This is a genomic window from Micromonospora sp. NPDC048842, from assembly GCF_040649935.1.
GTDB classification, from domain to species: Bacteria; Actinomycetota; Actinomycetes; order Mycobacteriales; family Micromonosporaceae; genus Micromonospora; species Micromonospora hortensis.
This window is the reverse complement of record NZ_JBEZGK010000008.1, coordinates 89,846-116,771: the sequence shown is the minus strand read 5'-3', so window position 1 is coordinate 116,771 and position 26,926 is coordinate 89,846. Positions and strand designations below refer to the sequence as shown.

General features: G+C 70.8%; 25 protein-coding genes. 7 read left to right on the top strand and 18 right to left on the bottom strand.

All coding sequences use genetic code 11. The annotated features are described in order from the left end of the window. Positions 1-4: 4 nt before the first annotated feature. Positions 5-3,088 carry a DUF3427 domain-containing protein gene (locus AB0C19_RS13895; protein ID WP_357184228.1) on the top strand — a complete coding sequence of 1,028 codons (3,084 nt, stop codon included), beginning with the start codon at positions 5-7 and terminating at the stop codon, positions 3,086-3,088. Positions 3,089-3,114: 26 nt separating this feature from the next. On the opposite strand, the gene AB0C19_RS13890 is transcribed toward AB0C19_RS13895, so the two are convergent. Next, on the bottom strand, positions 3,115-5,241 hold the full coding sequence (locus AB0C19_RS13890; protein WP_357184225.1) for an MMPL family transporter: 2,127 nt from the start codon (positions 5,239-5,241) through the stop codon (positions 3,115-3,117). A 248-nt stretch (positions 5,242-5,489) separates the two neighbouring features. Between AB0C19_RS13890 and AB0C19_RS13885 the strand changes: the two genes are divergently transcribed. Continuing rightward, on the top strand, positions 5,490-5,927 hold the full coding sequence (locus AB0C19_RS13885; RefSeq protein ID WP_266303585.1) for a VOC family protein: 438 nt from the start codon (positions 5,490-5,492) through the stop codon (positions 5,925-5,927). A 22-nt stretch (positions 5,928-5,949) separates the two neighbouring features. Here the strand turns inward: AB0C19_RS13885 and AB0C19_RS13880 are convergent, their stop codons facing one another. Continuing rightward, positions 5,950-7,167 (bottom strand): hypothetical protein, encoded by a 1,218-nt coding sequence (locus AB0C19_RS13880; protein WP_357184221.1) that lies wholly within the window; start codon positions 7,165-7,167, stop codon positions 5,950-5,952. 153 nt (positions 7,168-7,320) lie between these two features. Here AB0C19_RS13880 and AB0C19_RS13875 point away from each other — a divergent pair, with 153 nt between their 5' ends. Next, positions 7,321-8,013 (top strand): hypothetical protein, encoded by a 693-nt coding sequence (locus tag AB0C19_RS13875; RefSeq protein WP_357184218.1) that lies wholly within the window; start codon positions 7,321-7,323, stop codon positions 8,011-8,013. A 9-nt stretch (positions 8,014-8,022) separates the two neighbouring features. On the opposite strand, the gene AB0C19_RS13870 is transcribed toward AB0C19_RS13875, so the two are convergent. Continuing rightward, a complete protein-coding gene (locus AB0C19_RS13870) occupies positions 8,023-8,556 on the bottom strand; it encodes a hypothetical protein (RefSeq protein ID WP_357184215.1) in 534 nt (177 codons plus the stop codon). A 45-nt stretch (positions 8,557-8,601) separates the two neighbouring features. Then, positions 8,602-9,744 (bottom strand): hypothetical protein, encoded by a 1,143-nt coding sequence (locus tag AB0C19_RS13865; protein WP_357184212.1) that lies wholly within the window; start codon positions 9,742-9,744, stop codon positions 8,602-8,604. 170 nt (positions 9,745-9,914) lie between these two features. On the opposite strand from AB0C19_RS13865, the gene AB0C19_RS13860 reads away from it, so the two are divergent. After that, positions 9,915-11,456, top strand: coding sequence for a gluconokinase (locus tag AB0C19_RS13860; protein ID WP_357184209.1), 1,542 nt, complete (start codon positions 9,915-9,917; stop codon positions 11,454-11,456). Between the two features lie 11 nt (positions 11,457-11,467). On the opposite strand, the gene AB0C19_RS13855 is transcribed toward AB0C19_RS13860, so the two are convergent. Beyond that, positions 11,468-11,752, bottom strand: a complete 285-nt coding sequence (locus tag AB0C19_RS13855; RefSeq protein WP_091393855.1) for an antibiotic biosynthesis monooxygenase — start codon at positions 11,750-11,752, stop codon at positions 11,468-11,470. Positions 11,753-11,905: 153 nt separating this feature from the next. On the opposite strand from AB0C19_RS13855, the gene AB0C19_RS13850 reads away from it, so the two are divergent. Next, on the top strand, positions 11,906-13,273 hold the full coding sequence (locus AB0C19_RS13850) for a serine hydrolase (protein ID WP_357184206.1): 1,368 nt from the start codon (positions 11,906-11,908) through the stop codon (positions 13,271-13,273). Positions 13,274-13,280: 7 nt separating this feature from the next. On the opposite strand, the gene AB0C19_RS13845 is transcribed toward AB0C19_RS13850, so the two are convergent. From AB0C19_RS13845 to AB0C19_RS13790, 12 genes are all read right to left on the bottom strand, one after another. Beyond that, entirely contained in the window at positions 13,281-14,057 is a 777-nt protein-coding gene (locus tag AB0C19_RS13845; RefSeq protein WP_357184203.1) for a hypothetical protein, read from the bottom strand. A gap of 55 nt (positions 14,058-14,112) precedes the next feature. Continuing rightward, positions 14,113-14,871: a MerR family transcriptional regulator gene (locus AB0C19_RS13840; protein ID WP_357184200.1), complete on the bottom strand. Its 759-nt coding sequence runs from the start codon at positions 14,869-14,871 to the stop codon at positions 14,113-14,115. A 50-nt stretch (positions 14,872-14,921) separates the two neighbouring features. Continuing rightward, a complete protein-coding gene (locus AB0C19_RS13835; RefSeq protein ID WP_357184197.1) occupies positions 14,922-17,177 on the bottom strand; it encodes an EAL domain-containing protein in 2,256 nt (751 codons plus the stop codon). Between the two features lie 331 nt (positions 17,178-17,508). Then, on the bottom strand, positions 17,509-17,742 hold the full coding sequence (locus AB0C19_RS13830) for a zinc-ribbon domain-containing protein (RefSeq protein ID WP_274525086.1): 234 nt from the start codon (positions 17,740-17,742) through the stop codon (positions 17,509-17,511). Between the two features lie 57 nt (positions 17,743-17,799). Next, on the bottom strand, positions 17,800-18,081 hold the full coding sequence (locus AB0C19_RS13825) for a hypothetical protein (RefSeq protein WP_357184193.1): 282 nt from the start codon (positions 18,079-18,081) through the stop codon (positions 17,800-17,802). 21 nt (positions 18,082-18,102) lie between these two features. Next, on the bottom strand, positions 18,103-19,200 hold the full coding sequence (locus AB0C19_RS13820) for a hypothetical protein (protein ID WP_357184190.1): 1,098 nt from the start codon (positions 19,198-19,200) through the stop codon (positions 18,103-18,105). Next, positions 19,178-19,510: a hypothetical protein gene (locus AB0C19_RS13815; protein ID WP_357184188.1), complete on the bottom strand. Its 333-nt coding sequence runs from the start codon at positions 19,508-19,510 to the stop codon at positions 19,178-19,180. The genes AB0C19_RS13820 and AB0C19_RS13815 overlap by 23 nt, the downstream gene beginning before the upstream one ends. Next, the gene (locus AB0C19_RS13810; protein WP_357184185.1) at positions 19,449-19,685 is read right to left on the bottom strand and encodes a YbaB/EbfC family nucleoid-associated protein; all 237 of its coding nucleotides are present in this window, start codon (positions 19,683-19,685) and stop codon (positions 19,449-19,451) included. The genes AB0C19_RS13815 and AB0C19_RS13810 overlap by 62 nt, the downstream gene beginning before the upstream one ends. Before the next feature lie 265 nt (positions 19,686-19,950). Continuing rightward, positions 19,951-20,820: an SRPBCC family protein gene (locus AB0C19_RS13805; protein WP_357184182.1), complete on the bottom strand. Its 870-nt coding sequence runs from the start codon at positions 20,818-20,820 to the stop codon at positions 19,951-19,953. Then, positions 20,813-21,370, bottom strand: a complete 558-nt coding sequence (locus AB0C19_RS13800; protein WP_357184179.1) for a helix-turn-helix domain-containing protein — start codon at positions 21,368-21,370, stop codon at positions 20,813-20,815. The genes AB0C19_RS13805 and AB0C19_RS13800 overlap by 8 nt, the downstream gene beginning before the upstream one ends. A 101-nt stretch (positions 21,371-21,471) precedes the next feature. Then, complete coding sequence (locus AB0C19_RS13795) at positions 21,472-22,815, bottom strand: class I SAM-dependent methyltransferase (protein WP_357184177.1); 1,344 nt, start codon at positions 22,813-22,815, stop codon at positions 21,472-21,474. Then, positions 22,812-24,209, bottom strand: coding sequence for an FAD-binding oxidoreductase (locus AB0C19_RS13790; protein ID WP_357184174.1), 1,398 nt, complete (start codon positions 24,207-24,209; stop codon positions 22,812-22,814). Before AB0C19_RS13790 ends, AB0C19_RS13795 begins: the two co-directional genes overlap by 4 nt. A 93-nt stretch (positions 24,210-24,302) precedes the next feature. On the opposite strand from AB0C19_RS13790, the gene AB0C19_RS13785 reads away from it, so the two are divergent. Beyond that, the gene (locus tag AB0C19_RS13785) at positions 24,303-24,773 is read left to right on the top strand and encodes a YbaK/EbsC family protein (RefSeq protein ID WP_357184170.1); all 471 of its coding nucleotides are present in this window, start codon (positions 24,303-24,305) and stop codon (positions 24,771-24,773) included. A 64-nt stretch (positions 24,774-24,837) separates the two neighbouring features. Beyond that, entirely contained in the window at positions 24,838-25,551 is a 714-nt protein-coding gene (locus tag AB0C19_RS13780; RefSeq protein WP_357184167.1) for an RICIN domain-containing protein, read from the top strand. Positions 25,552-25,570: 19 nt separating this feature from the next. Here AB0C19_RS13780 and AB0C19_RS13775 read toward each other — a convergent pair whose 3' ends face one another. Next, on the bottom strand, positions 25,571-26,875 hold the full coding sequence (locus AB0C19_RS13775; protein ID WP_357184164.1) for an MFS transporter: 1,305 nt from the start codon (positions 26,873-26,875) through the stop codon (positions 25,571-25,573). Positions 26,876-26,926 lie beyond the last annotated feature (51 nt).

The following is a 26,926-nucleotide window of genomic DNA, read 5'->3' as shown; positions in this document are numbered from 1 at the left end:
CAAGATGACGGATCTTGAGCGGGGTGTTTACGAACACCTGATCACTCGTGAGCTGGCCGCTCGCCTCCAGCACATCGACCCCGCTCTGATCCAACACCACAAACTCGACCCCGCCGACGCGCACCACACCCTCGCCCGGCACATCGCCACCCTGGCCGCCCGAGCCCTCCACTCCGTCCCCAACGGAGACGACAAGCTCCACCACCAGATCGCCATGGCGAACCAGATCGCCGAAGCCATCGCCACCCTGAGCCCCAGGGCAGCGACCGATCAGGACCAGGTAACCGACGCCAAGCACCTACTCCACGCCATCGCCGCCCCACCAACCCCACCCGCGGAGCCCACCTTCCCGCAGCGCCCCACCACTCCCCTCTCCACCGGCGCGCTGCTCGTCAACGGCCGCCACCAGCCCCGCATCGGCCACGAGGTCAACCACGAGATGGCCTCCGCCGACCAGGTAGACCTGCTGTGCGCGTTCATCAAGTGGTACGGCCTCCGGATCGTCGAGCCACATATCCGCGAGCTGATCGCCCGAGGCGGCAAGGTCCGCGTCATCACCACGACCTACCTCGGCGCGACCGATCAGCGAGCGCTAGACCGGCTCGCCGAGCTGGGCGCCGAGATCAAGGTGTCGTACGAAACGAGGACGACCCGCCTGCACGCCAAGGCGTGGCTGTTCCGCCGCAAGAACGGCACCACCACCGCGTACGTCGGCTCGTCGAACCTGTCGAAGACCGCGCTGGTGGACGGCGTGGAGTGGAACGTCCGCATCTCGAACATGGAGCAGCCGCACGTCATCGACACGTTTACGGCGACGTTCGAGGACTACTGGAACGATCCGGCGTTCGAGACCTACGACGCGACCAGGGACGCCGAACGGCTACGCCGTGCGTTGAGCGGGGAGCGCCGCGACGACGCACCGACCGCGATCTCGAACCTGGACGTACGCCCGTACCCCTATCAGGCCGAGATCCTGGCCGACCTGGACGCCGAGCGGCTGGTGCACGGGCGCTGGCGCAACCTGGTGGTGATGGCGACCGGCACCGGGAAGACGGTGGTGGCCGCCCTCGACTACCGCCGACTACACAAGGCGGGACGAGCAGACTCGCTGCTCTTCGTCGCTCATCAGGAGCAGATCCTGCGGCAGAGCCTGTCGACGTTCCGGCAGGTCATGGGCGACGGCAGCTTCGGCGAGACGCTGGTCGCGGGCGAGAAGCCGAATGGTTGGAAGCACGTTTTCGCCTCCATCCAGTCGCTGCACCGCCGCGAGGTCGACCCCGAGGCGTACGACATGGTGATCGTCGACGAGTTCCACCACGCGGAAGCGCCGACGTACACGCGACTGTTGGAGCGGCTGCGTCCCCGCGTACTCCTGGGCCTCACCGCGACCCCCGACCGGGCCGACGGCGGCGACGTGCGCCGGTGGTTCGACGGGCGCGCGGCCGTTGAGCTGCACCTGTGGGACGCGTTGGAGCGGCAATTGCTTGCGCCGTTCCAGTATTTCGGGCTGCACGACGACGTGGATCTGTCGCATGTCACCTGGAAGCGCGGCCAGGGCTACGACCCGACGCAGCTCAGCACCATCTACACCGGCAACGATGCTCGGGCGCGGACGGTGTTGCGGGCGGTCCGCGAGAAGGTGGACGTCGGGCGGATGCGGGCGCTCGGGTTCTGCGTGAGCATCGGGCACGCCGAGTTCATGGCCGCCTGGTTCAGGAAGCACGGTGTCGAGGCGGCGGCGGTGACCTCGAAGGCCGGCACCGATCGGGCGGGGCTGCTGCGGGACTTCAAGGCCGGCAAGCTGCGGGTGCTCTTCACAGTGGACCTGTTCAACGAGGGCGTCGACCTGCCGATGGTCGACACGATCCTGATGCTGCGGCCCACCGAGAGCGCCACGATCTTCCTGCAACAGCTCGGCCGTGGCCTGCGCCTGGACGAAGACAAGCCCTGCCTCACGGTGCTCGACTTCATCGGTGGGCAGCACGCGAACTTCCGGTTCGACCTGCGTTGGCGTGCCCTGACCGGGGTCAGCCGGCGGGCAATCACCGAAGCGGTACGCGACGACTTCCCGAGCCTGCCCAGCGGCTGCCACGTCGAGCTGGACCGGGTGGCGAAGGAGGTAGTGCTCGCCAACCTGCGATCGGCGCTGCCCACCTCGAAGGCCGGTCTCGTCTCCGAGCTGCGGCAACTCGGCGACGTCACCCTGGCGACGTTCCTCCGCGAGACCGGCCTGGAGATCGAGGACGTGTACCGATCGGCCAGCATCGGCGGCTGGACCGGACTGCGGCGGCTCGCCGGCATCGACACGTCCACACCCGGTCCTGATGACCGCGAGTTGGGCCGGGCCATCGGTCGCATGCTGCACACCGACGACGTCGACCGGCTAGAGCTGCTGACCCGGGTCGCGGCCGGACCGCCCGCGCCAGGTCAGCAGGTGTACGCGGGCAGCAGCCGACTGCTGGACATGCTGCACTTCAGCCTCTGGGGGCCGAACGCACCCCTCGCAACGCGCAACGAACGGCTGGCGCGGCTGTGGAAGGAACCGGCCCGCTGCGCCGAGCTGCGGCAGGTCGCCGAGGTGCTGCGGGACCGCATCCACCGGGTCACGCCGACAGCCGCTCCAGGAGTGGTGCCGCTGCGGGTGCACGCCCGGTACAGCCGCAACGAGGCATGCGCCGCCTTCGGGATGACGAACCCGGGATCGCTGCGCGAGGGGGTGAAGTGGCTGCCCGACGCCCAGGCCGACCTGTTCTTCGTCACCCTTGTCAAGTCGGAGGCGCACTACTCCCCCACCACCATGTACGCCGACCGCGCCATCACCGACACCCTGTTCCAGTGGGAGTCGCAGAGCACCACGTCTGCGGCGTCGGCGACCGGGCAGCGCTACACCTCGGGCGGCTCGACCGTGCTCCTCTTCGTTCGGGAAACCCGCATCGCCGACCGTGACCTGGGCGCGCCGCCGTACCTCTACGCCGGGCCGATGACGTACCAGGAGCACACCGGCGACCGACCCATGCGCATCCTCTGGAAGCTGCACCACGCGCTGCCCGCCGACACGTACGCCGCAGCTCGTGCCATCGCCGCCTGATATCGGCCGTCCGTCCGCTCGCCCGGCTACCCCTTCGCCACGGCCTCCGGCTCCGGCGGGACGTGCGGCCCGCCGGCCGGTCCCTCGTCGCCGTGGCCCGGCCACCACGCCTTGTGCCCGATCAGCGCGGTCAGCGCTGGCACGAAGAACATCGACATGACGAACGCCGACAGCACGATGCCGATCGCCACCGCGAAGCCCATCTGCTGCAGGAACGAGATCGGAGCAAGCAGCAGCACCGCGAACGTCCCGGCAAGGATCAAGCCTGCTGCCGCGACCGTCGGACCGGCGTGTTCGACCCCGATGGCGGCGGCCTGGTGCGGCTCGTTGCCCTCCCGCGCCTCCTCGCGTAGTCGGGCGATCATCAGGATGTTGTAGTCAGTCCCGATCGCCACCACGAAAAGGTAGAGGATGATCGGCAGCTGGAAGGTGACACCGGGCTCGCCCTGCAGCCCTTGGAAGAGGTAGACAGTGGCGCCCAGCGTGGCGGCGAAGTTGAGCAGCACCGCTATCACGAGGTAGATCGGCGCGACCAGACTGCGCAGCAGCAGCCCGAGGATAAGCGCGATCAGGCCGGCCGCGACCGGCAGGATCACCGACAGGTCGCGGTTGTTGGCCGAGTTGATGTCCGCGAAGATCGCGGTGGTCCCGCCGACCAGCGCCCGGGTGCCCGGCGGGGCCGCCGCGTGCACGGCACCGCGCAAGTCGTCGCGGACGAGGGTGATCGCCTCGTTGGAGACCGGGTTCTCGTTGAGCAGCAGGTTGACCCGGGCCACACTCGGGTCGGTGCTGCGCTCCGGGGGCTGCGCCTGGCCCACACCCGGGGCTTTCGCCACGGCCACCGCGAAGTCGTTGACCTGCTGCTCGTTCAGCGGCGACCCGTTGCTGGTGGTCAGGTAGACCTCGGTAGGGGCGAGCGCACCGGCGGCGAACCCGCGCTGTAGGTCCTGTGCGGCCTTCGCCGACTCGGTGTCCTGCGGGAAGCCGGCGCTGAAGTCGTAGTCAGCCTTGTAGCCAAGCACGCCTGCAGCGAGCGCGACCAGGAGAACGCCGGAGGCCGCCGCGACAAGCGCCGGCCGGCGCCCGACGGTGTTGCCGAGCCGGTGCCAGATGGTGGCCTTGGGCGCACGCTGCCACGCCTTCGAGGGCCAGAAGACGTACCGACCGAGCAGGGAGACGACCGCCGGGATGAGGGTGAGCGAGGTGACCAGCATGACGCCGACCGCGATCGCGAGCGCCGGACCGAGGGAGCCGAAGAAGCCCAGCGAGGCGAGGAGCAGCACGAGGAACGCGACAATGACCGCTCCGGCGGCCGAGGTGATGACCTCGCCGACCCGCTGGACGGTGACGATCATCGCGGTGCGCTTGTCGTCGCCGGCGCGCAGCCGCTCCCGGTAGCGGAAGAGCAGGAACAGGATGTAGTCGGTGCCGATGCCGAACAGCACGATCAGCAGGATCGTCTGCAGATCCTGGCTGACACTGAGGTCGAATGCCTTGCCTGCGGCGGCGACGAGACCCGTCGTGATGCTCAGGACGACGCCGACGACCACCACGGGCAGCAGCGCCGCGATGGGGCTGCGGAAGATGACGAGGATCAGTCCGATGATCAGGATGATCGTCGCGACGCCGACCACGGCGAACGCGTTGTTGAAGGTGTCCTCGTTGTCGACGAAGCTCGCCACGTCACCGGCCACGCCTGCGGTCAGCCCACTGTTCGCCAGCTCCGGGCCGATGTCCGCGCGCAGGTCGCGCACGGCGTCGAGCAGTGCCGGGTCGTCGGGGGTGGGGGCGTCGAGCCCGACGTTGATGATCTGCACCGACTTGTCCGGTGCGACAGCAGGCGGGCCGGTCAGGTAGCCGGACGTGCGCGGGATGTTCTTGGCCTTGAGCGACTGGGCGAGCTGGCCCACCTTCGCCTCGTCCGCCGACGTGAGTTTCTGCCCGTCGGCGCGCTTGACCACGATGGTCGCCGTCGCGGTGGCCTGCTGCGGGAACGCCTTCTGCCCCAGCTCGGTGGCCTGCACCGACTCGTACGAGCGAGGCAGGAAGCTTTCCTGGTCGGCGGAGGTGATGTCGCTCAGGGACGGTGTGGTGAGGATGATGGCGGCTGCCGCGACCACCCACCCGGCGATCACCCACCACGCTCTGCCCACGACGAATCTGCCCAGCCGCTCGAACATGGTTCCCCCCGTGTTTCCGGCACAACCGACGTCTGGTGGCCGAGGCGCCCACAGACGCCCCGATCACCACCCTGCGCTACCGATATGCAGCGTACCGTCACGCCCTAATCCTTTTCGGACGCACGGGAGTGCCAGGCGCGTGCTTTTCAGCCTCGCCGCCGATGACCAGGCAGCCGTCCGGGTACCACAGCCGTCGACTAATCACGCACTAGGTTGGGGGCATGGAGCAGCGGATCAGCCTGATCACCCTCGGCGTCAGCGACCTGGCGCGCGCCAAGGCGTTCTACGAGCACCTTGGCTGGCGTGGCCAGGAGGTTGAGGAGACGGTCTTCATCCAGGCCGGTGGCCTGGCGGTCGTTCTTTGGGGCCGCGACAAGCTCGCCGACGACGCCGGCATCGCCGACCCGGGCACCGACGGCTTCGGCGGGGTGACCCTCGCCCAGAACGTCCGATCCCGCGAGGAGGTGGACGAGGTGATCACCACGGCCACCGAGGCGGGTGCCACGGTGACCAAGCCGGCCCGGGAGACCTTCTACGGCGGCTACGCGGGCTACTTCACCGACCTGGACGGCCACGTCTGGGAGATCGCGTGGAATCCCGGCTTCGCCCTTGCGGACGACGGCACCCTCACTGTCCCTGACTTCAGCGCCATGGGCTGAGCCGCGCACCCACGAACACGGATCAGGGCGTCGGAGGCGGGCAGAGCAGCGGGTCCAGCAACGGCAGTTGCAGAGGATCCAGGCAGACCGCCAGCAGCGAATTCGGCGAAGGCGTCGCAGTGGGCGTCGGAGTCGGGGAGGCCGACGCGACGGGCGGCGTCGGGACGGCTGAGGTGGACGGTTCCGTGGTGGGGACCGGCTCAGGGGTCGGCACCGAGGTGGGCGACGGCGCAGGAAGGGCCGACGGGGTGACGGCCGGCGCTACAGCCACCGCCACGGCCGGTGACACCACTCTGGAGACGGCTGCCGCAGTCGACGGCCGGACAGCCGGGGCGTGCGGCGGGCTCCAGACGGCACTGTCGGCCGAACCGACCCTCGACCGGGGTGCCACCGGCCCGACGGCACCGATCGGCACGAGGGTCGCCCCAGCCCTCGGCACGTCCAGGGCGATGGTCTCCGCCAGCGGCACGGGCTCGGATGCCAAGAGGTGCGGGTTCGGGCCGAGAGCGCCGGGGCCGACCGTCGCGAACACCACAGCTGCGATGGCGGCAGCACCGAGCGCCCGCCGGTCGGGGCGTACCGCGGTCAGGGGCGCGTCGTCGGGTTCCGCCAGCACGATAGGCGCGGGTCGGGCGCCCCGGTGTGCGGCCAGCAGCGCGTCGACCTGCGCCAGGACGGCAGCGCGATCCGTAGCGACAGCGAGGGTGAGGTAGAAGCGGAAGTTCGCCACGGCGTTCGTGGGGACGAGCAGTCCGGAGAGTCGACTGTGGTCGGGCAGCAGGGTGAACGGGGTGTCGGGGTGGTGGGCGGGCCCGACCAGGTCGTCGTACCGCCACTCGCGCCGGTGCTCACGGCCGCCAAAGGCCACCCGGTGGCTGGTCACGACGGCCATGCCGGTGTCGACGACACGCAGGCTCGCCGGCAGCGCCTCCGAAGAAGTCTCAGCGAAGGAACAGAAGCCGCCCGGCCTGGGCAGGCCGGGGATGTGCCGCGCCTCGGCCTCGACGAGCTGGGCGACGGGCAGGACGCGGAAGACGAGTTCGTCGTCGTCGAGGTCCACCGGTAGGCCGGTGCGGGGCTGCGTACACCCGAGGAAGCTGGCGGCTTCGATGCGGAGCCGGGCCAGGTGGTCGTCGCGGCGCCGCCACGCGTCGGTGGCGTCGCGGTACGCGCGCTGCCGGCGCTCGTTCTCGCGCTCGGCCCAGGCGATCCGCCAGGGGGCGCAGGACACAGAGGTCACTGTCACACGCGGTACAACCGCTCACGTACGTGACAGGCAACGCGACCAGGATCGATGCATCCCGTTGCGCCCGAAAGGAGAGTATTGACGGACACCAGAGTTGGTGCGGCGACGCTAGCCTGCCCAGGACCCCGGCGGCCGAGGAGCTTCCTGATGCTTGACGACATGGGTGTGCTGCGTGACGCGGTACGCGACTATCGCCTGGCGGCGACGTCCGCCGGCCTCGACTGGCCGGACTACGGCGAGTCGCCGGCCGGGCAGCCGCCGGAGGTGGTCCACCGGATCTTCGGCGTGGAGCGTGTCGCCGAGCAGCTGACCTGGTTGCAGTCGCAGCGCTGGCCCGTCCGGCAGGTGTTGCCCAACGTCGGATGGCGGATGCCATGGCCGGAGGGCGGGGACGCGCTGGACTATCTGGGGTTGGCGATCGGCACGCCGTTTCCCTGGCGGCACCAACTGCCCCTGTTCTTCTTCGATGTCACCCTCTACACGTTCGTGCTGGCCGGCGACCACGAGGGTGAGATCTGGCGCTACGAGATCTCACCCGACGCGTGGGACTCGGTCCGTGCCGCCACCAGCCTGGCCACGCTCTTCGATCAGTGGACCAGGGGAATCGCCGCCGGGGTGGTCGTCTACGACGAGCAGAGCAAGTGGCTCCTGGTCGAAGACTTGGGCTCCGCGCAAGGTCTGGACCCGCTGGCCTTCCCGGTGGCCCCGGTGGAGGAGACGCTGCTGCGGGCGCGGCAGCGTGAATGCGGGGTCGACATGGCCATCGTCGAGGACGGCTTCCCGTACACCGAGGAACTGTCCGACGCCATCGACGCCGTCAAGGCATCGCTACGTCGGTGACGCAGGTGATCAGCCGGCTCGTCGCCGGTACGGCTGCGGGCCGTGGGTCGGGAACCGCGACTGGGTACGCGGCGGGTACGCCTCGCAGTGCTCAGACCAGTGTTCGGCGGCGGTGGCGAGGGCGTCCGCGGAGACGGTGAGGATCAGCGGGTAGATCGCTGTGGACGGGCGGCGCATCCACGGTGGCAGTGACTCGGCGGAGAACTCCACGATCAGCTCCAGCCGGCGGCGGCGCAGCACCCGGCTACGGAGGGCCAGGTTGGGTTCGGTGAAGCGGACCATCGCCGGTGGTGCGCTCAGCCCGAGGGCGGCGGTGGCCTGCCCGTGCAGCCAGCCGCCGAGCGCGCGGGCCTCCTCGACCATGAGGCTCGGGTAGTGGTGCGACCAGGTCTGACCGTCGGCGGTGCGGGCGTCCACCTCGATGAGCAGCCAGTCGTGCCAGCCGGGCGTGGCCCCGTCGGGGTCGTCGGGCGGGTCGATGCCGGGCTGGTAGCCGACGGGGCGTACCCGCACCCGAGCGCCATCGTCAGACCGGATCTCCACTCGATCATTCTGGCCGAGCGAAGCGGACTTCAGGCCCGGAATCGGTCACTTCGTGATGGTCCGCCGTATGCCCTGGTGCTCGGCGCAGGCGTTGGACCGGCCGCCGGCCAGGCTGACCGAGCCGTCGCGGCACTGCACGAGGTAGCCGCGTCCGGCCCAGAACTGCGGTACGCAGTCGAACCAGTCGCACACCTCGGCTGCCGGCTTGCGGATCCGCGTGCCGCCACAGAAGCCGTACCCCAGCGGGTTCTCCGTCGCTCCGCAGAGCGGGCCCTGGGTGGCGCTGGGCGACGGGCGCGGCGACTTCGCCGGCTTCGGCGGCGGGGGTTTCAGGGCGAGAGCCGGACCAATCCGCGCGGGCGCCACGCTGGTGGTGGGCGCCGGGGTGGCGGCTGCGGCGACCTCCGCGCCACCGGTCGGGTCGGACGGGTCCGACTCGATCAGTGCCGCCGGCACCAGCAGCGCGATGGCCGCCGCCACCGCGAGGGTCCTACGGCCACCCGGTACCCGCGCGGAGAACCGGGCCTGCGCCGGGGTGTTCACGGCCGGCCGGAACGGCTTGAGCTGGGCGTGTTCGGCGATCAGCTCGTCGAGTTGGGCGATCACCGCGGCGCGCTGTTCGATCGCGTCGGCGAAGGCCAGCGTGAGCTTGAACCGGAAGTCCGGCGCGGCGGCGGTGGGCAGCAGCAACCCGGAGGTACGCCGCCGGTCCAGCACCTGGAGCAGGGTGACCGGCGCCGCCGGGTCGTGGGCCAGGCCGGTGATCCGGCCGTACGCCCAGTCGCGCCGGCCCCGCCCGCCGAGCAGCACGAGTCGGCGGCTGGTGATCACGGCCATGCCGGCGTCGGTGACGCGTACGCCGTCCGGGCGGCGCGGGCGCAGCGACCCGGTTCGCGGGGCGACAGCGAGGTCGGGCGCGGGCAGCACCGTGGTGTGCCGTACCTCGACCAGTTGCGCGGCGGGTAGCGCCCAGAGCACCACCTCGTCGGCGGCCAACTCCAACGCCAGCCCGGCGCCGGCGGCCGCCGAGCCCTGGAAGTCGGCGGCCAGGGCGCGCAGCCGCCGCAACTCGTCGTCGCGTCGCTGCCACGCCGCCTCAGCGCCGCGGTACGTGCTGACCCGCCGCACGTTCTGCCGGTGCGCCCACCGGTACCGCCATGTGGAACCCGTCGAATCAGTCCTCGCCACGCCGACTCCTTCGCCGCGTAGGCCACCAATCTGGGGGTGTCACGAGGTTTAACAGGTCCGGCGCGGCGCCCGGACACGCCGAAACGGGCGAACTACCCGATCGGCGTAGCAACCCACACGATAGGGCGATACTCTTGCGTCGATTCACGTTTCCTGAGGGGGTGACGGTCGTGCCGGCAGTCACGCTGCCCGGGGTCGTGATCGGTGTCGACATCGGCACCACCAGCACCAAGGCCGTCGCGTACGACACCGACGGGCGGCAGCTCGGCAGTCACCTGGTCGGCTACCCGCTGAACAACCCGCAACCCGGCTACGCCGAACAGGATCCGCAGCTCATCCTCGAAGCGGTGCTCAAGTCGATCAGCATGGTCGTGGCCGAGCTGGTCCAGCCGGTGGCCGGGCTGTCGTTCGGCTCGGCCATGCACAGCCTGATCGGGTTGGACCGGGACGGTAACCCGCTCACCCCGTCGGTGACCTGGGCCGACTCGCGGTCCACCCGGCAGGCCGAGCGGTTGCGGGCGGTGCCGTCCGGGCTGGCCCTGCATCGGCGCACCGGCACGCCGATGCATCCGATGTCGCCGCTGCCCAAGTTGCTCTGGTTCGCCGAGCAGGAGCCGAAGCTCTTCGAGCGGGTGGCGCACTGGGTGGGTATCAAGGACTGGGTGCTGCTGCGGCTCTGCGGCGCGCTGGTCACCGACCACTCGATCGCCTCGGCCACCGGCCTGCTCGACATCCACGAGCTGAAATGGGACCGCGAGGCGCTGACCATAGCCGGCATCACTGAGGAACAACTCCCGCAGCTCGTCGCCACCACCGCCGTGCTGCCCAGCCTCACTCCGCAGACCGCAGCCGAGACCGGCCTGCCGGAGCGCACCCCGGTGGTGGTCGGCGCAGGCGACGGGCCGCTGGCGAACCTGGGCCTGGGCGCTGTGCACCCCGGCATGGTGGCCTGCTCGATCGGCACCAGCGGCGCGATGCGGGTGATGGTCGAGCGGCCCGGCGTGGACCCGCTCGGCGGGGTGTTCTGCTACGCGCTGACCGAGCATCGCTGGGCGGTCGGTGGCGCGATCAACAACGGCGGCATCGTGCTCAAGTGGGCCGGCGCGGCGCTCGCCCCGGACCTGGGCGAGCACTCCGAGGAGGACCTTGTCGCCCTGGCGGCCCGCGCGCCGGTCGGCTCGGGCGGGCTCATCATGCTGCCCTACCTGCACAGCGAACGGGCACCACATTGGAGCGCCCTGCCGCGCGGCGCGTACGTGGGGTTGACCCACGCACACCGCCGCGAGCATCTGGTGCGGGCCGCGTTGGAGGGCGTCTGCCAGCAGCTCGCGCTGGTGCTCAGCTCGGTGCGCGCGGCCGGCAACGAGGTCCGGGAGGTCCGGGCCGGTGGCGGCTTCGCCCGCAGCGGCCTGTGGCGACAGATGCTCGCCGATGCACTCGGTCTGCCGGTGAGTTTCCCGGCCGCGCACGAGGGGTCGAGCTTCGGGGCGGCGTTGCTCGGCATGGAGGCGCTCGGGCTGATCCCCAGCATCGACGTCGCCGCCGACCTGGTGCGGATCGAGGAGACGGTCCGCCCGGACCCGGCCGCCGCCGCCACCTACGCGGCGCTGCTGCCGCTCTTCGCCGAGCTGTACGAGGCCCTCACGCCCACCTTCGCCTCGATCCGCCGGATGGCACCCGGCCTGCCCACCGGCCCCGAACCGCAGGCGTGAGCGGTGCCGGGTCAGGGCGCTTCGACGCCGGCGATCAGGTAGCGCTGCACGTCGGCGTCGAGGATTGCCACTTCCTGCGCGTCGTCCGGCCCGGAGCCACGGAACGCGGCCAACTGCTCCGGTGACTCCCAGCGTTCGTAGACGTGGATCCTGCCGGGCTCCAACGGGTCGGCCGCCAGCAGGAAGTCGAGGCAGCCGGCGGTGGCACGCGCCCGCGCGATGACCTGCTCGCAGTCGGACAGGTACGCCTCGCGGGTGGCCGGTTCGACCTGCAGACTGCCGGCGATGATCAGCATGGGTCCCCCGGTGGTGAGTTGGCTGAGAAGCGTGATGCCTGTGGGTCATATTTATACCCGTGGGTCATCGTGCTCGCGGGGACATCGCCGCCCGGACGGGTGACGCCGGTCCCGCCGGTCTCACCAGCCTCCGGCGCTTCATATCGTGCAAACGTGAGAAAAAGCGACAAGAGGCGCTCATCTTCCCTGCTCGGGAACTCTGCCCGCGTACCCCTGAAGGTGCTGACGGCGGCGGTCGCGCTCGCGGTCCTCGCGACGACCGGGCCGGCCACCGCGGACGGCCCCGGCCGCGCGCCCGTCGCGGACCCGGCGCAGACGACCGATCCGGGGTACGGGGTTGAGCCCGGCGACGGTCAGAGCCACGAGCCCGGTGTGGACCCGACGCCGGAGCGCCCGCCGACCAGCGAGGTGTCCTGGCTGTCGTTTCCCGGCGGGGTGTTCGCTGTGGACTCGCTCGGGCGCACTGTGCGCTACCGCGCCTGCGACGGCGACACCGGTCGGGTCGCCGACCCGACGATGCGGGTCGCCGCCGGGGTGGCCAGCGGCGCGGTAGTGGTCGGAGGGACTGCCTACCGCTACCGGGTGCCGCTGGTCGGGCGCAGCGAGGGCACGCTGGAGGTGATCAAGCGGCACCGCCCGCCGACGAAGCTAACCGGCGTGGTGGTCACCAGCCCGCAGCCACCCACCGACCCGGTGGCCGGGGCCCGGCTGTTCCCGCTCAGCGGGCAACTCGCCCGGGTGGTCGCCGACGCGAGCCTCAACCCGGCCGGGGTCACCGTCCGCGACCTGTCCGGCCGCTACGGCGACCAGCAGATCGCCGTCAACGGTTCGTTGCGCCCCAAGGCGGCCAGCGTGATCAAGCTGTGGATCCTCGTCGAGCTGCTGCGCCGGGTCGACTGTGGACAGATCTTCCTCGACGACGGGGTGCTGGTCACGCCGGAGGACGTGATCGGCGGCACCGGTCAACTGCAGTTCGAGACGTTCCCGCAGGTGGTCACGGTGCACCGGCTCGCCCAGTACCTGATCAAGTACAGCGACAACGTGGCAGCGAACGTGCTGATCACCTACCTGGGTGGGTTCGCTCCGGTCAACGCGTTGATCGACTCGATGAACCAACGCTCCACCATCCTGGCCCGCCGGATGCTCGACAGCGCGGCAGCGCAACGCGGCGAGGAGAACTACACAAGCCCGGACGACGTGGTGTCGCTGCTCGGCGCGGTCTGGGACGGCGAGATCCTCACCCCCACCTCCCGGGACCTGATGATCGGGTTCATGCGGGAGCAGACCCTGAACACGAAGATCCCGGCGGCGTTGCCACAGGGCGTGCCGGTGGCCCACAAGACCGGTGACCTGCCGGACGCCTCACACGACGTCGGCTACTACCTGATCCCCGGCACCGAGACCGCCGTCGCGTTCCTCACCGCCGGCCCCATGGCCACCGGCGACGAGACGGTCCGGCGGATGGCCCGCACCGTCTACGACTTCCTGGTCACCCCGGTCGACGGGGCGGTCGAGGAGTGACCCGACCTCAGGCGCCGGGAATGTTCGCCGGCGGGTCCTCGCCCACCAGGTCGGCCGCCGGCGGGTCCGCCGACACCGGCAGCCCGAAATCCGAGTACGTCAGGTCGAGCTGGGCGGTCTGCGACTGCTCGCTGGCCAACTCGATGCGGTAGCGGACCAGCCGGCCCTGCTCGTCCACGGCAGCGGTGAACGGCACCGCCGCCGCCCGGTCGCCGAGCACGTTGCCGACGCCGCTGCCCAGCACCGCGCCGCTCTGGCGCAGGTCCAGCGTGCCCGCGTACTCCCGCTCGGCGGTCAGCCGGACCCCCGCCGGCGCGCCCAACGTGCTGGCCAGCCGGGTGTTGTCCAGGCCCTGCTTGGCCGCCGGGTCACCCGGGGCGCCGACGTGCCACCAGGTCTTGCCGTCCCAGACCGGGACGCGGCGGTCCGGGGCGGTGACCCGCACGTACACGTCCGGCCCGGTGGTCAACCGTTCGATCTTCACCACACCGGAGGGCACCTTCAGCGAGGTGGTCTCCAGACCACGCTTCGCCTTCGGGTCCCAGAGCAGCACAGTGGCGTCGCCGTCCGCGCCGCCGGTGCCAACTGTCAGCTTGTACGGCTGCTCGTCGGCCTTCGCCGCGGCGGCCTTCAGCACACCGACCGGGTCGGCCGGGCCCGCCGACGCCGCCGGGCGACCAGCGTCCGGTTCGTCGTCGTCGCTGGTGGCGACCAGCGCCCACGCCCCGGCGCCGACCGCCACCACGAGCACGGCGACAGCGGCGATCAGCTTCGGTTTCTGCACTGTCATCTCCCCCGGGCGGTGCGGTCCGGCCAGACTAGCCGGACCGCACCCCGTGTTACGCCCGGCTGATCGCGTTGGCGTGGATCGCCTCGTGCAGATACGTGGCCAGCCCCGGGGCGATCTTCTCGTAGTACGCGGTGAACCGCTCGTCGGCCAGGTACATGTCAGCCAACCCGGTCTGCATCTCGTACGAGCACTCGTAGAACCAGCGGCTGATGAGCTGCCGGTGCTCCTCGGCCAACTCCATCACCTCCGGGCTGTCCGCCGGCGCGCCCGAGGCCATCAGCGCGACGATCCGCCGACCCCAGTCCTCGTTCTCCGCCTTGTTCCGCAGCCAGTCTTCCTTGGTGTAGCGGGAGACCCGCCGGTTCGACTCCCGGTACGCGTCGGTGTCACCCCACCGCTGCTCGGCCTCGGCCTGGTGCTCCTCCGGATCGACGTCACCGAAGACCTCGAACCGCTCCTCCGGCGTGAGTTGGATGTTCATCTTGCTCGCCTCCATCGCGAACTCGATCGCCGTGACCATCTCCTGCAACCGCTTGAGCCGTACCGTCAGCAGTTCGTGCTGCCGGCGCAGGTGCGCGGCCGGATCGGCCGCCGGGTCGTCGATGATCGCGGTGATCTCCTCAAGCGGGAAACCAAGCTCCCGGTAGTACAGGACGAGTTGCAGCCGTTGCAGGTCCGCGTCGTCGTAGCGGCGGTAACCGGCCGAGGTGCGCCCGCTGGGCGAGAGCAACCCGATCTCGTCGTAGTGGTGCAGCGTCCGCACCGTCACGCCGGCCACCTTCGCGACCTGACCCACCGTGTACGCCATGGTCCCCCTCCCTTCCGGGAACCAGGCTCCTGCCTGCCGTTACGTGAGAGTCAACTCCGATTCTGGCCCACCATCGCGGGGACGTCCGGCCGCCCGTACAGATAGCCCTGACCTCGTGGGCAGCCGATCGCGGTGACCGCCTCGTGTTGACGCTCGGTCTCCACCCCCTCGGCGACCACAGCCAGGTCGAACGCGCCGGCCAGGCGGGTGACCATCTCCACCGTGGCGTACGCCCGGTCGTCGGTGCCCAGCCGGGCCACGAACGACCTGTCGATCTTCAACTCGGTGGCCGGGATGCGGTGCAGGTAGCTCAGCGACGAGTAGCCGGTGCCGAAGTCGTCGATGGCGATCCGGATGCCCAGCTCCCGGAGCTGGTGCAGCCGCTCCAGCACCGCCTCGGTGCCTTCGATCAACGCCGACTCGGTCAACTCCAGTGTCAACGCCCGTGGTGCCAACCCGGCGGCGCTGGTCGCCGCTGTGACAGTGGCGATCAGGTCCGGCCGACGCAGGTGCGCGGCGGCGATGTTCACAGCGACCGTGGCATCCGGCGCCCGGCCCCGCCAGGTCGCGGCGGCCCGGCACGCCTCGTGGATCACCCAGCGGTCGATCGGCAGGATCAGCCCGGTCTCCTCGGCCAGCGGCAGGAACTTCGCCGGTGGCAACATCCCCAGCCGGGGGTGCCGCCAGCGCACCAGCGCCTCGGCGCTGCGCACCGCGCCGGTGGTCAGGTCGACGATGGGTTGGAACTCCAGGTGCAGCTGGTCCTCGTCGACAGCGCGGCGCAGGTCGGCGATCAACTCGGCGCGGGAGACGGCCGACTCGCGCAACGCCGCAGTGCACGTGCGGTACGCGGACTTCCCGGCCGCCTTGGCCGCGTACATGGCGATGTCGGCGTCGCGCAGCAGGTCGGTGTGGGAGGCGTGCTGCGGGCCGTACTCGGCGATGCCGATGCTCGCCGACGGGTGCACCCCGACGTCCTCCTCGTCGTCGGAGGGCCGCAACGCGTCCAGCAGCCGCTCGGCGAGCCGTTCGGGTGACACCGGCCGTTCGCCGTCGACAAGGACGGCGAACTCGTCACCGCCGAGCCGGGCGATGGTGCCGTCGCCGTTCACGGCAGTGTGCATCCGGGCCGCGAGCCCGGTCAGCAGGGTGTCGCCGGTGGCGTGCCCGAACCGGTCGTTCACCTGCTTGAACCCGTCCAGGTCGAGCAGCAGCACCGCCACCGGTCGCCCGTCGCGCAGGGCCAGGCGCAGCCGCCTGTTGAACAGCAGCCGGTTGGGCAGCCCGGTGAGCTGGTCGCCGTACGCGAGCCGGCGCAGCCGGGCCACCAACCTGAGGTTCTCGTTGGCCGCCAGCCCCTGCCGGACGGCGAGGGCGGCCAGCAACACCATCATGGTCACGAACACGAGCTGCGGGGTCTGCCCGGTGGGCCGGCGGGCCAGCACCACAGCGATGATCGCCCCGCCCACCGGCAGGTACGGCAGCGCCACCCGCCACCAGGGCGGCAGCGGCGACTCGGCGGTGTCGTCGGTGCCGTCGCAGTCCGGTGGCGGCGGGTTACGGGCGGCCAGGCCGATCAGCAGGTAGCTCAACGGCCAGCACAGGTCGATCGGGTGACCGGCGGTGTAGTCGGCGCGGGCGACCAGCGACACGTAGACGACGTCGGCGACGACCCGCAGGGTGAGGCTCGCCGCCAGGACTGTCATCGGCCGCCACATCGGCCGGGCTGGCCCGGAGACCGCGACCAGGATGGTGAGCTGCATCAGGTCGAACATCGGGAAGAGCAGCCCCAGCGTGCGCGCCGGGTCGGCCAGCTCGGCCGCGGCGACCCCCCGGAAGACCAGCACCCAACCGATCGGCACCAGCGCCAGGGCGACGATCACCCCGTCCAGCAACGTACGGGCCCGCCCGACCGCCGTCCTCGGTGCGGACGGCGAGCTGAGCAGCGCGGCCGTGCCGGTGAGGATGCCGGCGGTGAAGACCACCCCGACCACCGGCGTGTGCGGCAGGTCGCCGCCGACGAGCCGCTGCACCGTCCAGATCGCCCGGCCGATCGCGGCCAGCGCCATGGTGAGGGCGAGCAGCGTCCAGAACCGGCGCAGCGGCGCCGGATGGCGACGGGCCACCCCGACGCACGCGAGCGTCGCCCAACCGGCTACCAGCATCGCGCCGATGTCGCTGACCAGCGCGGCGCCGGGCAACGCGGCGAACAGCCAACCCGCCTCCAGCAGGATGACCGCAGCCGCGACGAACGCGCCGGCGGGGTTGAGCGTCCCCGCAGCCTGCTTTCCGTCCTGTCGGGACACGGTCGCTCCGGCTCTTTCGTCGTGCGTGCACCCTCGGCGGCGCCGGTCCACGGCAAACCCCGAAAGCCTAACCAGCGCCCAGAAACGCCGCCAGAGCCGAACGTGCACCCCGGGCCTCTGTCGCGCTGAGCATCCTCACGCCTCTGGTCAGCGGCCCGCGGATCGGTTCCACGGTGAACGGGGCAGTGCGGTGCCGGCCAACGGACGGCGTGCGCGGCGGCGTCTGCGCCGGCCAGGGGTGCAGGGCGGGCGGGCAACGGTGTGCACGGCCACGTCGGCCGAGGGCGTCGGTCGGCCGATCAGCCAGCAGAGGAAGCGTTCCATCGTCGGATCAGCCGACCGGGAGGCGCTCGACGTCGGACTTGGCGATCTCGTACTCCGCCCCGCAGAACGTGCACTGCTGCGCGTACCGGGTGCGGATCGGAATGAGGGGGATGAAGAAGAGCGTGAATTTCGTCGAGCGGCGGGTGATCACCTGCGCGGCCTGGTTGCCGCAGTGGCGGCAGACCTGCTGCACGACACCGGACCGGTCGACCTTGGTACGCAGACCAAAGATGAAGAACATCGCCAGCCAGTACCCACTCGACAGCGAAAAGTCACCACATCCCGCGATCGGATCAGATCATTGCCAGGGCCGGCGCTGGTCCAGTTCGCCCGCCAGCCGGCGGAGGAAATCGCGGAACCCCTGCTCGCTGTGCGACGTCTCGATCTCGTCGATGAGCGGGCCGTCGTACTGCTGCGCCTGGACGATCGCGTCCGCATAAACAGCCGGGCCGTCCCCGAAGTAGCGTCGCTCGACCATCGCCTCAGCCATCTGGCTGGCGGAATCGTCGTCGAGCTGAGGGGTGAACATCAACCCGTACAGGATCTGGTTGATGACGCCCTTCCAGTTGCGGCTGTCCATTCCATGCACCTTTCCGACGGGTCAGTTCAACCGGGTACGGCCGTCGAAGCCGAAGAGCGGGATGTCCTTGACGCCGTTGCGGCTCAGCTCGTCGGTGACCTGCCGCATGTGCTCGGGGCCGGGTTGATAGTGCCCGCTGGCGGAAGTCACGTACTGGACCCTACCGTCGACGACCGCGATCTCACCGGCCGCCGCGACCGGCTGACCGTTGCCCAGGGTGGAGTGGTGGAAGTCGCCAACCTGTTGGTAGTTCGAGGCGTACATGTTGCCTCGCTCATCCATCACGAAGATGGCCCGGCCGCCGTCCCTCGTCCAGTGGGTGGACGCGGCGCGGGTGTCGAAGGGCTGGCCGTTGCTTGCCTGGCGCAGGATGCCGTCCGAGTCGACGTACACGCGGTGCGCCTCCCGTTCCGCCTCGCTGAGCCGACGCACCGAGCTGGGCCGAAAGGGATTTCCCGGATGGTCACCGGCGGTCTCGTACCGGTACTTGTCCAGCATCGGCCGGCCCTGGTAACGGACCTCCCGCAGCGGTCCGGGCACGCCGGGCCGCCCCGGGGGCCGATCCGGGCCCTTGCGGTTGAACCTGCGCAGCAACGTCTTGGCGCGGCGAAGCAGTCGCGGAATGATGTCGTTGACGACCCGTTGCACGATTTCCTTGATGATCCGGCGGATCGCGACCCGGGCCACGCCGATCGCGATCGGGATCTGTGCCAGCGAGCCACCGAGGGTGGGGGCCGCTGCCGCCAGCGCCATGGCAACCTGGATCACCAGGATCGTGAGCTGGACGATCGTGAGGACCTTCTGGGTCAACGTGATCACGGCCATCACGAGCAGCGCGGCGGCGATGAGTTCTGCGGCCTCGGCGCCGTCCTCGATACGGCTGGTCGGGCCCTCCTCGCCGCGCCACATCGCCTCGAAGGCGGTGACGTCCCGCCCCCGGTTGGTAGCGCTCACGACACTCGCGCCGGCGTTCGCCTCGTTGGCCGCCGTGCGCAGCGTGCCGGCGAAGGACATCCACGCCTGGGCGGCCTCGTACAGCAGCTCCTCGTCGGCCTCTGGCCAGGTGAAGCCCACCCAGTTGAGGGCCTCGGCGAGCTCAGCTGGCAGTTGTAGGCCCACCGGGCAGTCCCAGTCTCGTGAAGAGGGCCGCGCTGTCGAGGTCGCTGCGCTCGTGGGCGTCGGCGGCGGCGTCAAGCCTGTCGGCCACGCTCAGGAGTTGGTCGGCCATCGAGGCGTAGACGTCGAGAGCGTGTTGGAGCACCTCGGTGTAGGCCGCTCCGAAGACTGTCCCGGCCTCGTCGCCACCCCAGGGACTGGCCGAACCGGTGACGGTGCCCTGCAACCGCTGCACCTCCGCGCCGAGCCGCTCACCGCTGGCCTCGATGGTCCGCGCCGCCGAGCAGCTCCTGGCGCTGTCGCAGCTCGTCATCCTGGGCGGCGCGCACTGCCTCGATCACGTGGCCGGCGATGGCACCGGTGCCGCGCCGCAGCAGGCGGGGGTCGATCTCCAGGGACTCCAGCCGGCCATAGCCAGCCACCACGGCCTCGACCAGCCCGTCGGCGGCGGTGCCGCGCCCGCGCAGCTCGCCCTCGCCGGTTGGCACAGCGGGTGATGACGTCGACTCCGTCAGTGTTGACGGACCGGCGGCCTGGCCCAACAGACGCATTGCCGCTTCCAGCGAACGCCCGACGGCTGTGTGATCTGCACGCTCTGGATCTGCCACCCGCACCGCCCCGGCCGCCGACTCGACACTGATTCGGCCGACCTTACCGATCAGCCGGCCGTTTGACGGACCCGTTTCCCGGTCCCTCCACCTTGGTCACCGATGGCGTGGTGTCCAAGGTGGAGGCCGGTCGGGAATGTCGAGATCAGTTGGCCGGCGCGGGCTCCAGGCCGGGGATCTCCTCGGAGATCCAGATCGGCTGCCAGTTCGACACCTCGTGGAAGCGGCGCAGCTCGAACAGCCCGGCAACCGACCCGCTCCAGGCCCCGTACGGCGGGTTGGCCTCGTCGAAGCCGCTCTGCACGAAGGTCAGCGTGGTGCGTCCACCGGACTCGGCCAGCTCCCAGCTCGTCACGCCGGTCGGCCCCCAGTCGACGGACATCCGGTGGCCGGGCTCCAGGTCGACGACCTTGGCCGCGTAACCGGTCTCGAAGCCGCCCATGGCGTACCGGCCGCCGACCCAGGGCTCGATGCCGATCGGGTAGCCGAACCAGGCGCTGGCCTGCTCGGAGTCGGTCAGCGACTCCCACACCTTGTCGGCGGGGGCGGCGATGACCAGCTCACCGCGCAGGTCGGCGGAGGTGAAGTCGGTGCGGGGCAGCAGTGGCTTGCCCTCCACCTGGGCGGCCAGGTTGGCGATGGACAGCGCCCAGAACGTCTGGAGCACGCCCCGGATGGTGGAGCCGCTCATCGCCTCGGCGAAGTCGAAGTGGCTCTGGATCAGCGTCAGCACTGTGCTGTCGGTGCCCTCGGCTGTCAACTGGAACTCGGTGGTGGTCTCCACCCCGTCGAGCAGCCAGCCGAAGCGCAGCGTGTCGTCGTCGGCGTGCAGCAGCCGCTGATGCGGGGCGTCGCCCTCGGGCGTGTAGCGACCCCAGAACTCGTACCGCTGGGGCAGCTCGACCTCGGCGTGCTCGGCCAGCCAGACACGCAGCTCGGCCGGGTCGGTCAGGGCCTGGCGGACGCGCCCGACGGGCGCGGAGAGACGGGCCTTGACCTTCATCGGCTCACTCATTGTCGTTCCCTTTCGGATAGCAGGCGACGGCCAGCTTGAAGGAATCTCCTTCGCTGCCGCCGTAGCGGGTGAACAGGTCCTGAAGTGCGGTTTGCAGGTCGTGCAGGAACTGCTGGCGCTGCTCGGCCGGCACCCGGATCTCGCCGGAGACCCCGATCGAGGGCAGCTCGGGCGCCGCCCGGTCCAGGCCGGCGATGTCGGCCTGGACCTCCTCCATCAGGTCGAGCAGGTAACCCAGGCTCAGTTCGTCGCGGGCCCGGCGCAGGCCGATCCGGCCGACGAGTCGTGGGGAGAGCCAGTAGGAGCGGGCGGCGGCCTGGTAGATGCCTTCGGTGATGCCGCGGACCTTGCGTTCGTTTACCAGCTCGACGAGGCCAGCCGCGACGAGTTGCTTGACGTGGTAGTAGACGCGCTGTGGCGTCTGGTCGAGTCGGGCCGCGACCTCGGTGCAGGTGCGTGGCTCGGCAAGTTGCCGCAGCACCTCGACGCGCTGCGGCTTGAGCAGGACTTCGGCCTGCTCGATCTGCTCCAGGTACAGGACATCTCTCATGGCAAAATCAGTTTGTACGTACAAAACTTCTTTGTCAATCGCTTCGCGAGAAGCCGCGCCGACTTTCTCCGACGCGGCTTCAGGCGGCGGTCAGCAGGTGATCAGGGCAACCAGTCCGGTCGCAGCGGGTAGCCGTTCACGCCGTTCGGGCCGTTGTGGGTGGCCAACACCTGGTGCAGCTGGATGCCGTTGCGTTCGAACGCCATCCGCGACCCGGCCATGTAGAGCCCCCACACCCGGGCGGTGCCCGCGCCCACCTCCGAGACGCAGAAGTCCCAGTGCTCGACCAGGTTGCGACACCAGGCGGCCAACGTCAGCGCGTAGTGCTGGCGCAGGTTCTCCTCGTGGTGCACCTCGAACCCGGCGTCGTGCACCTCGCTGATCAACCGGCCCGGACCGGCCAGCTCACCGTCCGGGAAGACGTACCTGTCGATGAAGGCGCCCGAGCGGTGCGGCGCCCGGTTGTCAGCGCGGGTGATGCAGTGGTTGAGCAGTCGCCCGCCCTGCCGCAGCCGACTGCGCAGCGACCCGAAGTAGGCCGGGTAGTTGCGCACCCCGATGTGCTCGGTCAACCCGATCGAGGAGATGGCGTCGAACTGCTCGGCCGGCGCGTCCCGGTAGTCGAGGTATCGCACCTCCGCCAACTCGGTCAGCCCCTCCCGCTCGATAGCGGCCTGCGCCCACTGCGCCTGCGCCTGCGAAAGGGTCACACCGAGCGCCTTGACGCCGTACTCGCGCGCGGCGTGGCGCACCATGCCACCCCAGCCGCACCCGACATCCAGCAGCCGCATCCCCTTCTTCAGCGCCAGCTTGCCGGCGACCAGGTCGTACTTCGCCGCCTGGGCCTGCTCCAGCGTGTCGTCCGGAGACCGGAAAACCGCGCAGGTGTACGTCATCGACGGACCGAGCACCTTCTCGTAGAAGGCGTTGGACACGTCGTAGTGGTGCGAGATGGCAGTGCTGTCACGCACCCGCGAGTGCCGCAGCCCGTTCATCACCCGCTTCCACCGGGGCTGTGCCTCCTGCGGCGGTGCCGGCGGCGGCATCAGCCGCTCCCAGCCCAGCCCACGGACCAGCGCCAGCCCCTCGGCCAGCGACGGTGGGCGTAACCGCAGCTCGTCCTTGAGCACCCGCAACGCCTCGTACGGGTCGCCCGGGTGCACGCCCTGCAACGCCAGGTCACCACTGACGTACGCCCGGGCCATGCCCAGGTCGCCGGGTGCGGTGAGCAGGTACGACAGCCCGCGCTCGGAATGGATCGCCAGGGTGATGCCGGCGTCGGACGGGCCGACGGCGCTGCCGTCGTACCCGGTGATCCGCACCGGCAACGGCCCCGTGGTGACCGCGCGGATGACATCCGCGACGGTCGGACCCGTGTGCCGGCCCCCCGCCGGCGGGGTGGCGGGGACGCTCGCCGCCCCCTGATCTCTGTCGGTCAGGCTCATGCTCGTGCTACCGCCTTTTCGTACAGTCCCGTCAGCCGGTGGTCCGGGTCGTAGCGGTCTTTCACCGCGCGCCACGTGTCGCCGCCGTAGAGGCGATCGAAGGCGTCCCGGTCGTAGTACGCGTCGGAGTAGAGCGACTTGTGCCCGCCCGACTCCGACACCCTGCGTTCGATCGTGCGGTTGACGTCGCCGTCGGCGGCGCCCGGCGCGATCGGCACGCTCCCCCAGAACCCGATGTTGACGTAGTCCTGCCCGGGCCGCAGCGGATACAGCGGCCAGGACCGCGCCGAACCGGGCCCCGCCGGCTCACGCAGTCGCAACGGACACAGCCACACCGGGTTCATTCCCACAGCGCCGGCGAACCAGCGCAGGAAGTCGGCAGTACGGTCCAGCGGAATCTCCACGTCCTGCACGACCCGCTCCCGGGCCGGTTGCCCGCGCAGCCGGTCGATCCGGGCCGCCACCTGGTGGCGGTGCTCCAACCGGACCAGTCGGTGGTAGAAGTCGCTGCGCCGGTAACGCGCCGGCCAGAGCCTGCGCACGACCGGGTGCTGCGCGCCGAACGCCGACGAGCACCAGAACCAGTCGGTGTCCCAGCGCCACAGGTAGTCGTACGCGGTGAGCACGTCACGGGTGCGCTGGCGCAGCGACCGGTAGTAGATCGCCTGACCGGTGTAGTCGCTGGGCGGGTCGGCCGCGTCGGTGAACGTGGCCAAGACCAGGTACGCCTCGCCGGGGCTGAACATCACCCCGTCCATCGCGTCCACCGGCTCGCCGGCCCAGGACCGGGTGGCGGTCACCTCAGCTATCGCGTCGGTCAGCGCCTCCAGTTGGGTGAACCGGACGTTGCGCAACGCCACGTACCGGCCGACCGGTTGCAGCTCGATGCGCAGTCGGGTGGCGTAGCCGAGGCTGCCCAGCGAGTTGGGGAACGCGGTGAACAGGTCGGCGTGCTCGCCGTCGGGTCGGGCGGTGATGATCTCGCCGGAGCCGGTGAGCACGTCCAACTCCTGGACGGACTCGTGCGGCAGGCCGTTGCGGAACGAGGTCGACTCGATCCCGAGGCCGGTCACCGCGCCGCCCAGCGTGATGGTGCGCAACTGCGGCACCACCAGCGGCATCAGGCCGTGCGGCAGCGTCGCGTCGACCAGGTCCTCGTAGGTGCACATGCCCTGCACGTCGGCCGTACGGCCGGCCGGGTCGACCGACAGCACACCGTTCAGGCCACTCACGTCGAGCCCCGGGGTCCGGGGAGCGGACCGGGGACGGAACAGGTTGGAGGTGCGTTTGGCCAGCCGGACAGGCTCGCCAGTGGGCACCGCGGCGTACGACCGCCGCAGCGTGTCCACCGCTTGATCATGGTCAATCGGTTGATCCACACGCTCAGCGCGCATGTGATCACCTTACGCTCGCCGTTTGGAAACCGTGGGATGTCGGCGGTGGCAGTTTCCCGTCCGGTGGCAGGCCCGACGGATACCGTGGCGGGCATGCCATCGCCAGCGATCATCGCCCTGGACGACGCCAAACTGCCGTATCGGCTGGTCAGCCACGGTGCGGTCGGCAGTCTCGCGGAGGCGGCCGCCGTCCGCGGTGTGGCCGTCCCCGACGTGGTCAAGACGATAGTGGTTCGCCGTGGTGAAGACGATCACCTGTTCGTGCTCACCCCCGGCGACCGGGTCATCTCCTGGCCCAAGCTGCGTACCCTGCTCGGGGTGCACCGGCTCTCCATGCCGGACGCGGCGGGCGCTTTGGCCGCCACCGGCTACGAACGCGGCACCATCACGCCGTTCGGCGCGAGCACTGCCTGGCCGGTGGTCGCCGACGAGCGACTGCGCGGGCGGGAGATCACCCTGGGTGCGGGCGAGCGCGGTCTCGCCATCGCGATCGCCGCCGACGCCGCGATCGCCGCCCTCGACGCCACGGTGGCCGACGTCACCGACCCGCAGCCCACCCGCTGAGCCTCGCCGACCCCCGCACCGCCGGGCTGGCTCCGGCGCGACGTCGTGGGTGAGGATGGCGCGTATGTCCGCGCCCGAGGAACGTCCCGACCCCGCCGGCACCGTCTACGGCGGTCACCGGGCACCGCGCTCCGGGCCGCTGGCCGATCCGCTGCTGCGGGTCGCGGTGGCGGTCGGGGCCGTCGGCGCACTCCTGGGGGTCGTCTTCGCCACCGGGCTGCTCGACGGTGACGACGAGCCGTCGGTACCGGCGTCGGTCGGTACGCAGTCCAGCGCGGCGCAGCCCAGCGAGCCGGCCGGAGAGCCGAGCCCGACCGCACCGGCAGAGCCGTCACCGACCCCGTCGGCCAGCACGCCGGCCGCCCCGCCCACCGGGCCCCGGGTGCTGCGCGCCGCCTCGGGCCTCTGCCTGGGGCTCAACGGTGACGGCAAGGAGGCCGAGGCCGAATTGGCAGTGTGCACCGGCGCCCCGGAGCAGCAGTGGGTGATCAGCCCGGCCGGCACGGGCGTGCTGACGTTGACCAATGCCGCGTACGGGCAGTGCCTCGACGTCGAGGGTGGCAGTGGGGACGACGGCGCGCGGCTGCTCCAGTTCCCCTGCCACGGTGGGGCCAACCAGCAGTGGCGGTTCGGCGGCACCGGCACCAGCGCGGTGCTGCTGATCGCCGCGCACAGCAACAAGTGCGCGCAGGCCGACGACGACGCCGTCGAGGCCGGCGACGACATCCGGCAGCGACAGTGCGACGGCAGGCCGGCCCAGCAGTGGACGGTGAGCTGACCGGCCGACGCGTCGCGGTTCAGCCCCGGAAGCTCCACGCCCTGGGCGCGGTCGCGGCGACCAGCACGGCCTCCGGCACCGGACGGGCCGGTCGGCGGCGCAGCAGCAACGAGAGCCCGGCGGCACCGATCGACAGTGCGCCCGCCACGTACCAGGCCATCGCGTAGTCGCCAAGCCGATCCCGGACCAGGCCCGCGCCGGTCGCGGCGATCGCCGCGCCGAGCTGGTGCGCGGCGAACACCCAGCCGAACACCACAGCTCCGGCGCCACCGAAGTACTCCCGGCACAGCGCCACCGTCGGCGGCACGGTGGCCACCCAGTCCAGGCCGTAGAAGACGATGAACACCAGCATGCTCGGCTCGGCGGTGCCGGAGAAGAGGCTCGGCAGCACCAGCAGGGACAACCCGCGCAGCGCGTAGTACATGCCGAGCAGCAACCGGCTGTCCACCCGGTCGGTGAGCCAGCCGGAGGCGATAGTGCCGACGATGTCGAAGAGCCCCACCAGGGCGAGCAACCCGGCCGCTGTGGTCTGGGCCATCCCGTGGTCGTGCGCGGCCGGCACGAAGTGCGTACCGACCAGGCCGTTCGTGGTCGCCCCGCAGATCGCGAAGCCTCCGGCCAGCAGCCAGAACGGTCGGGTCCGGGCCGCTGCGGCCAGCGCGCCGAGCGCCCTGGTCGCCGCGCCGCCGGTCGCCGGCGGCGCCGCGACGACCTCGGTCGCCCCGTAGGCGGGCAGGCCGAGATCCGCCGGGTGTTCGCGCAGCAACCACACCACCAGGGGTACGACCGCCAGCGCCGCCGCGGCCACCACGAGTGCGGCGCTACGCCAGCCGTGGTCGCGTACCAGGATGGCGATCAGTGGCAGGAACACCAGTTGCCCGGCCGCCCCGCCGGCGGTCAACACTCCGGTGACCAGGCCCCGTCGGTGCACGAACCAACGGCCGGTGACGGTGGCCACGAACGCCAGCGCCATCGAGCCGGTGCCCAGCCCCACCAGCACACCCCAGCAGAGCAGGAGCTGCCAGCTGGCGGTCATGAAGACCGTCAAACCGCTGCCCGCGGCGACCAGCAGAAGCGCCACCGAGACCACCCGGCGGATGCCGAACCGGTCCATCAGGGCGGCCGCGAACGGCGCGGTGAGCCCGTAGAGCAGCAGGTTGACCGATACGGCCGCGGAGATCGTGGCCAGGGGCCAGCCGAACTCCTCGTGCAGCGGGTGCAGCAGCACCGACGGCGTGGCGCGGAAGCCGGCCGCGCCGACCAGCGCCACGAAGGCGACGGCGGCGACCAGCCAGGCGGGATGCAGACGGCGGTTCTTGGTCACGGAACAAGTCTGAGCCGGGCCACCTACCTCGACGAGTGGCCGGAAAGCCAT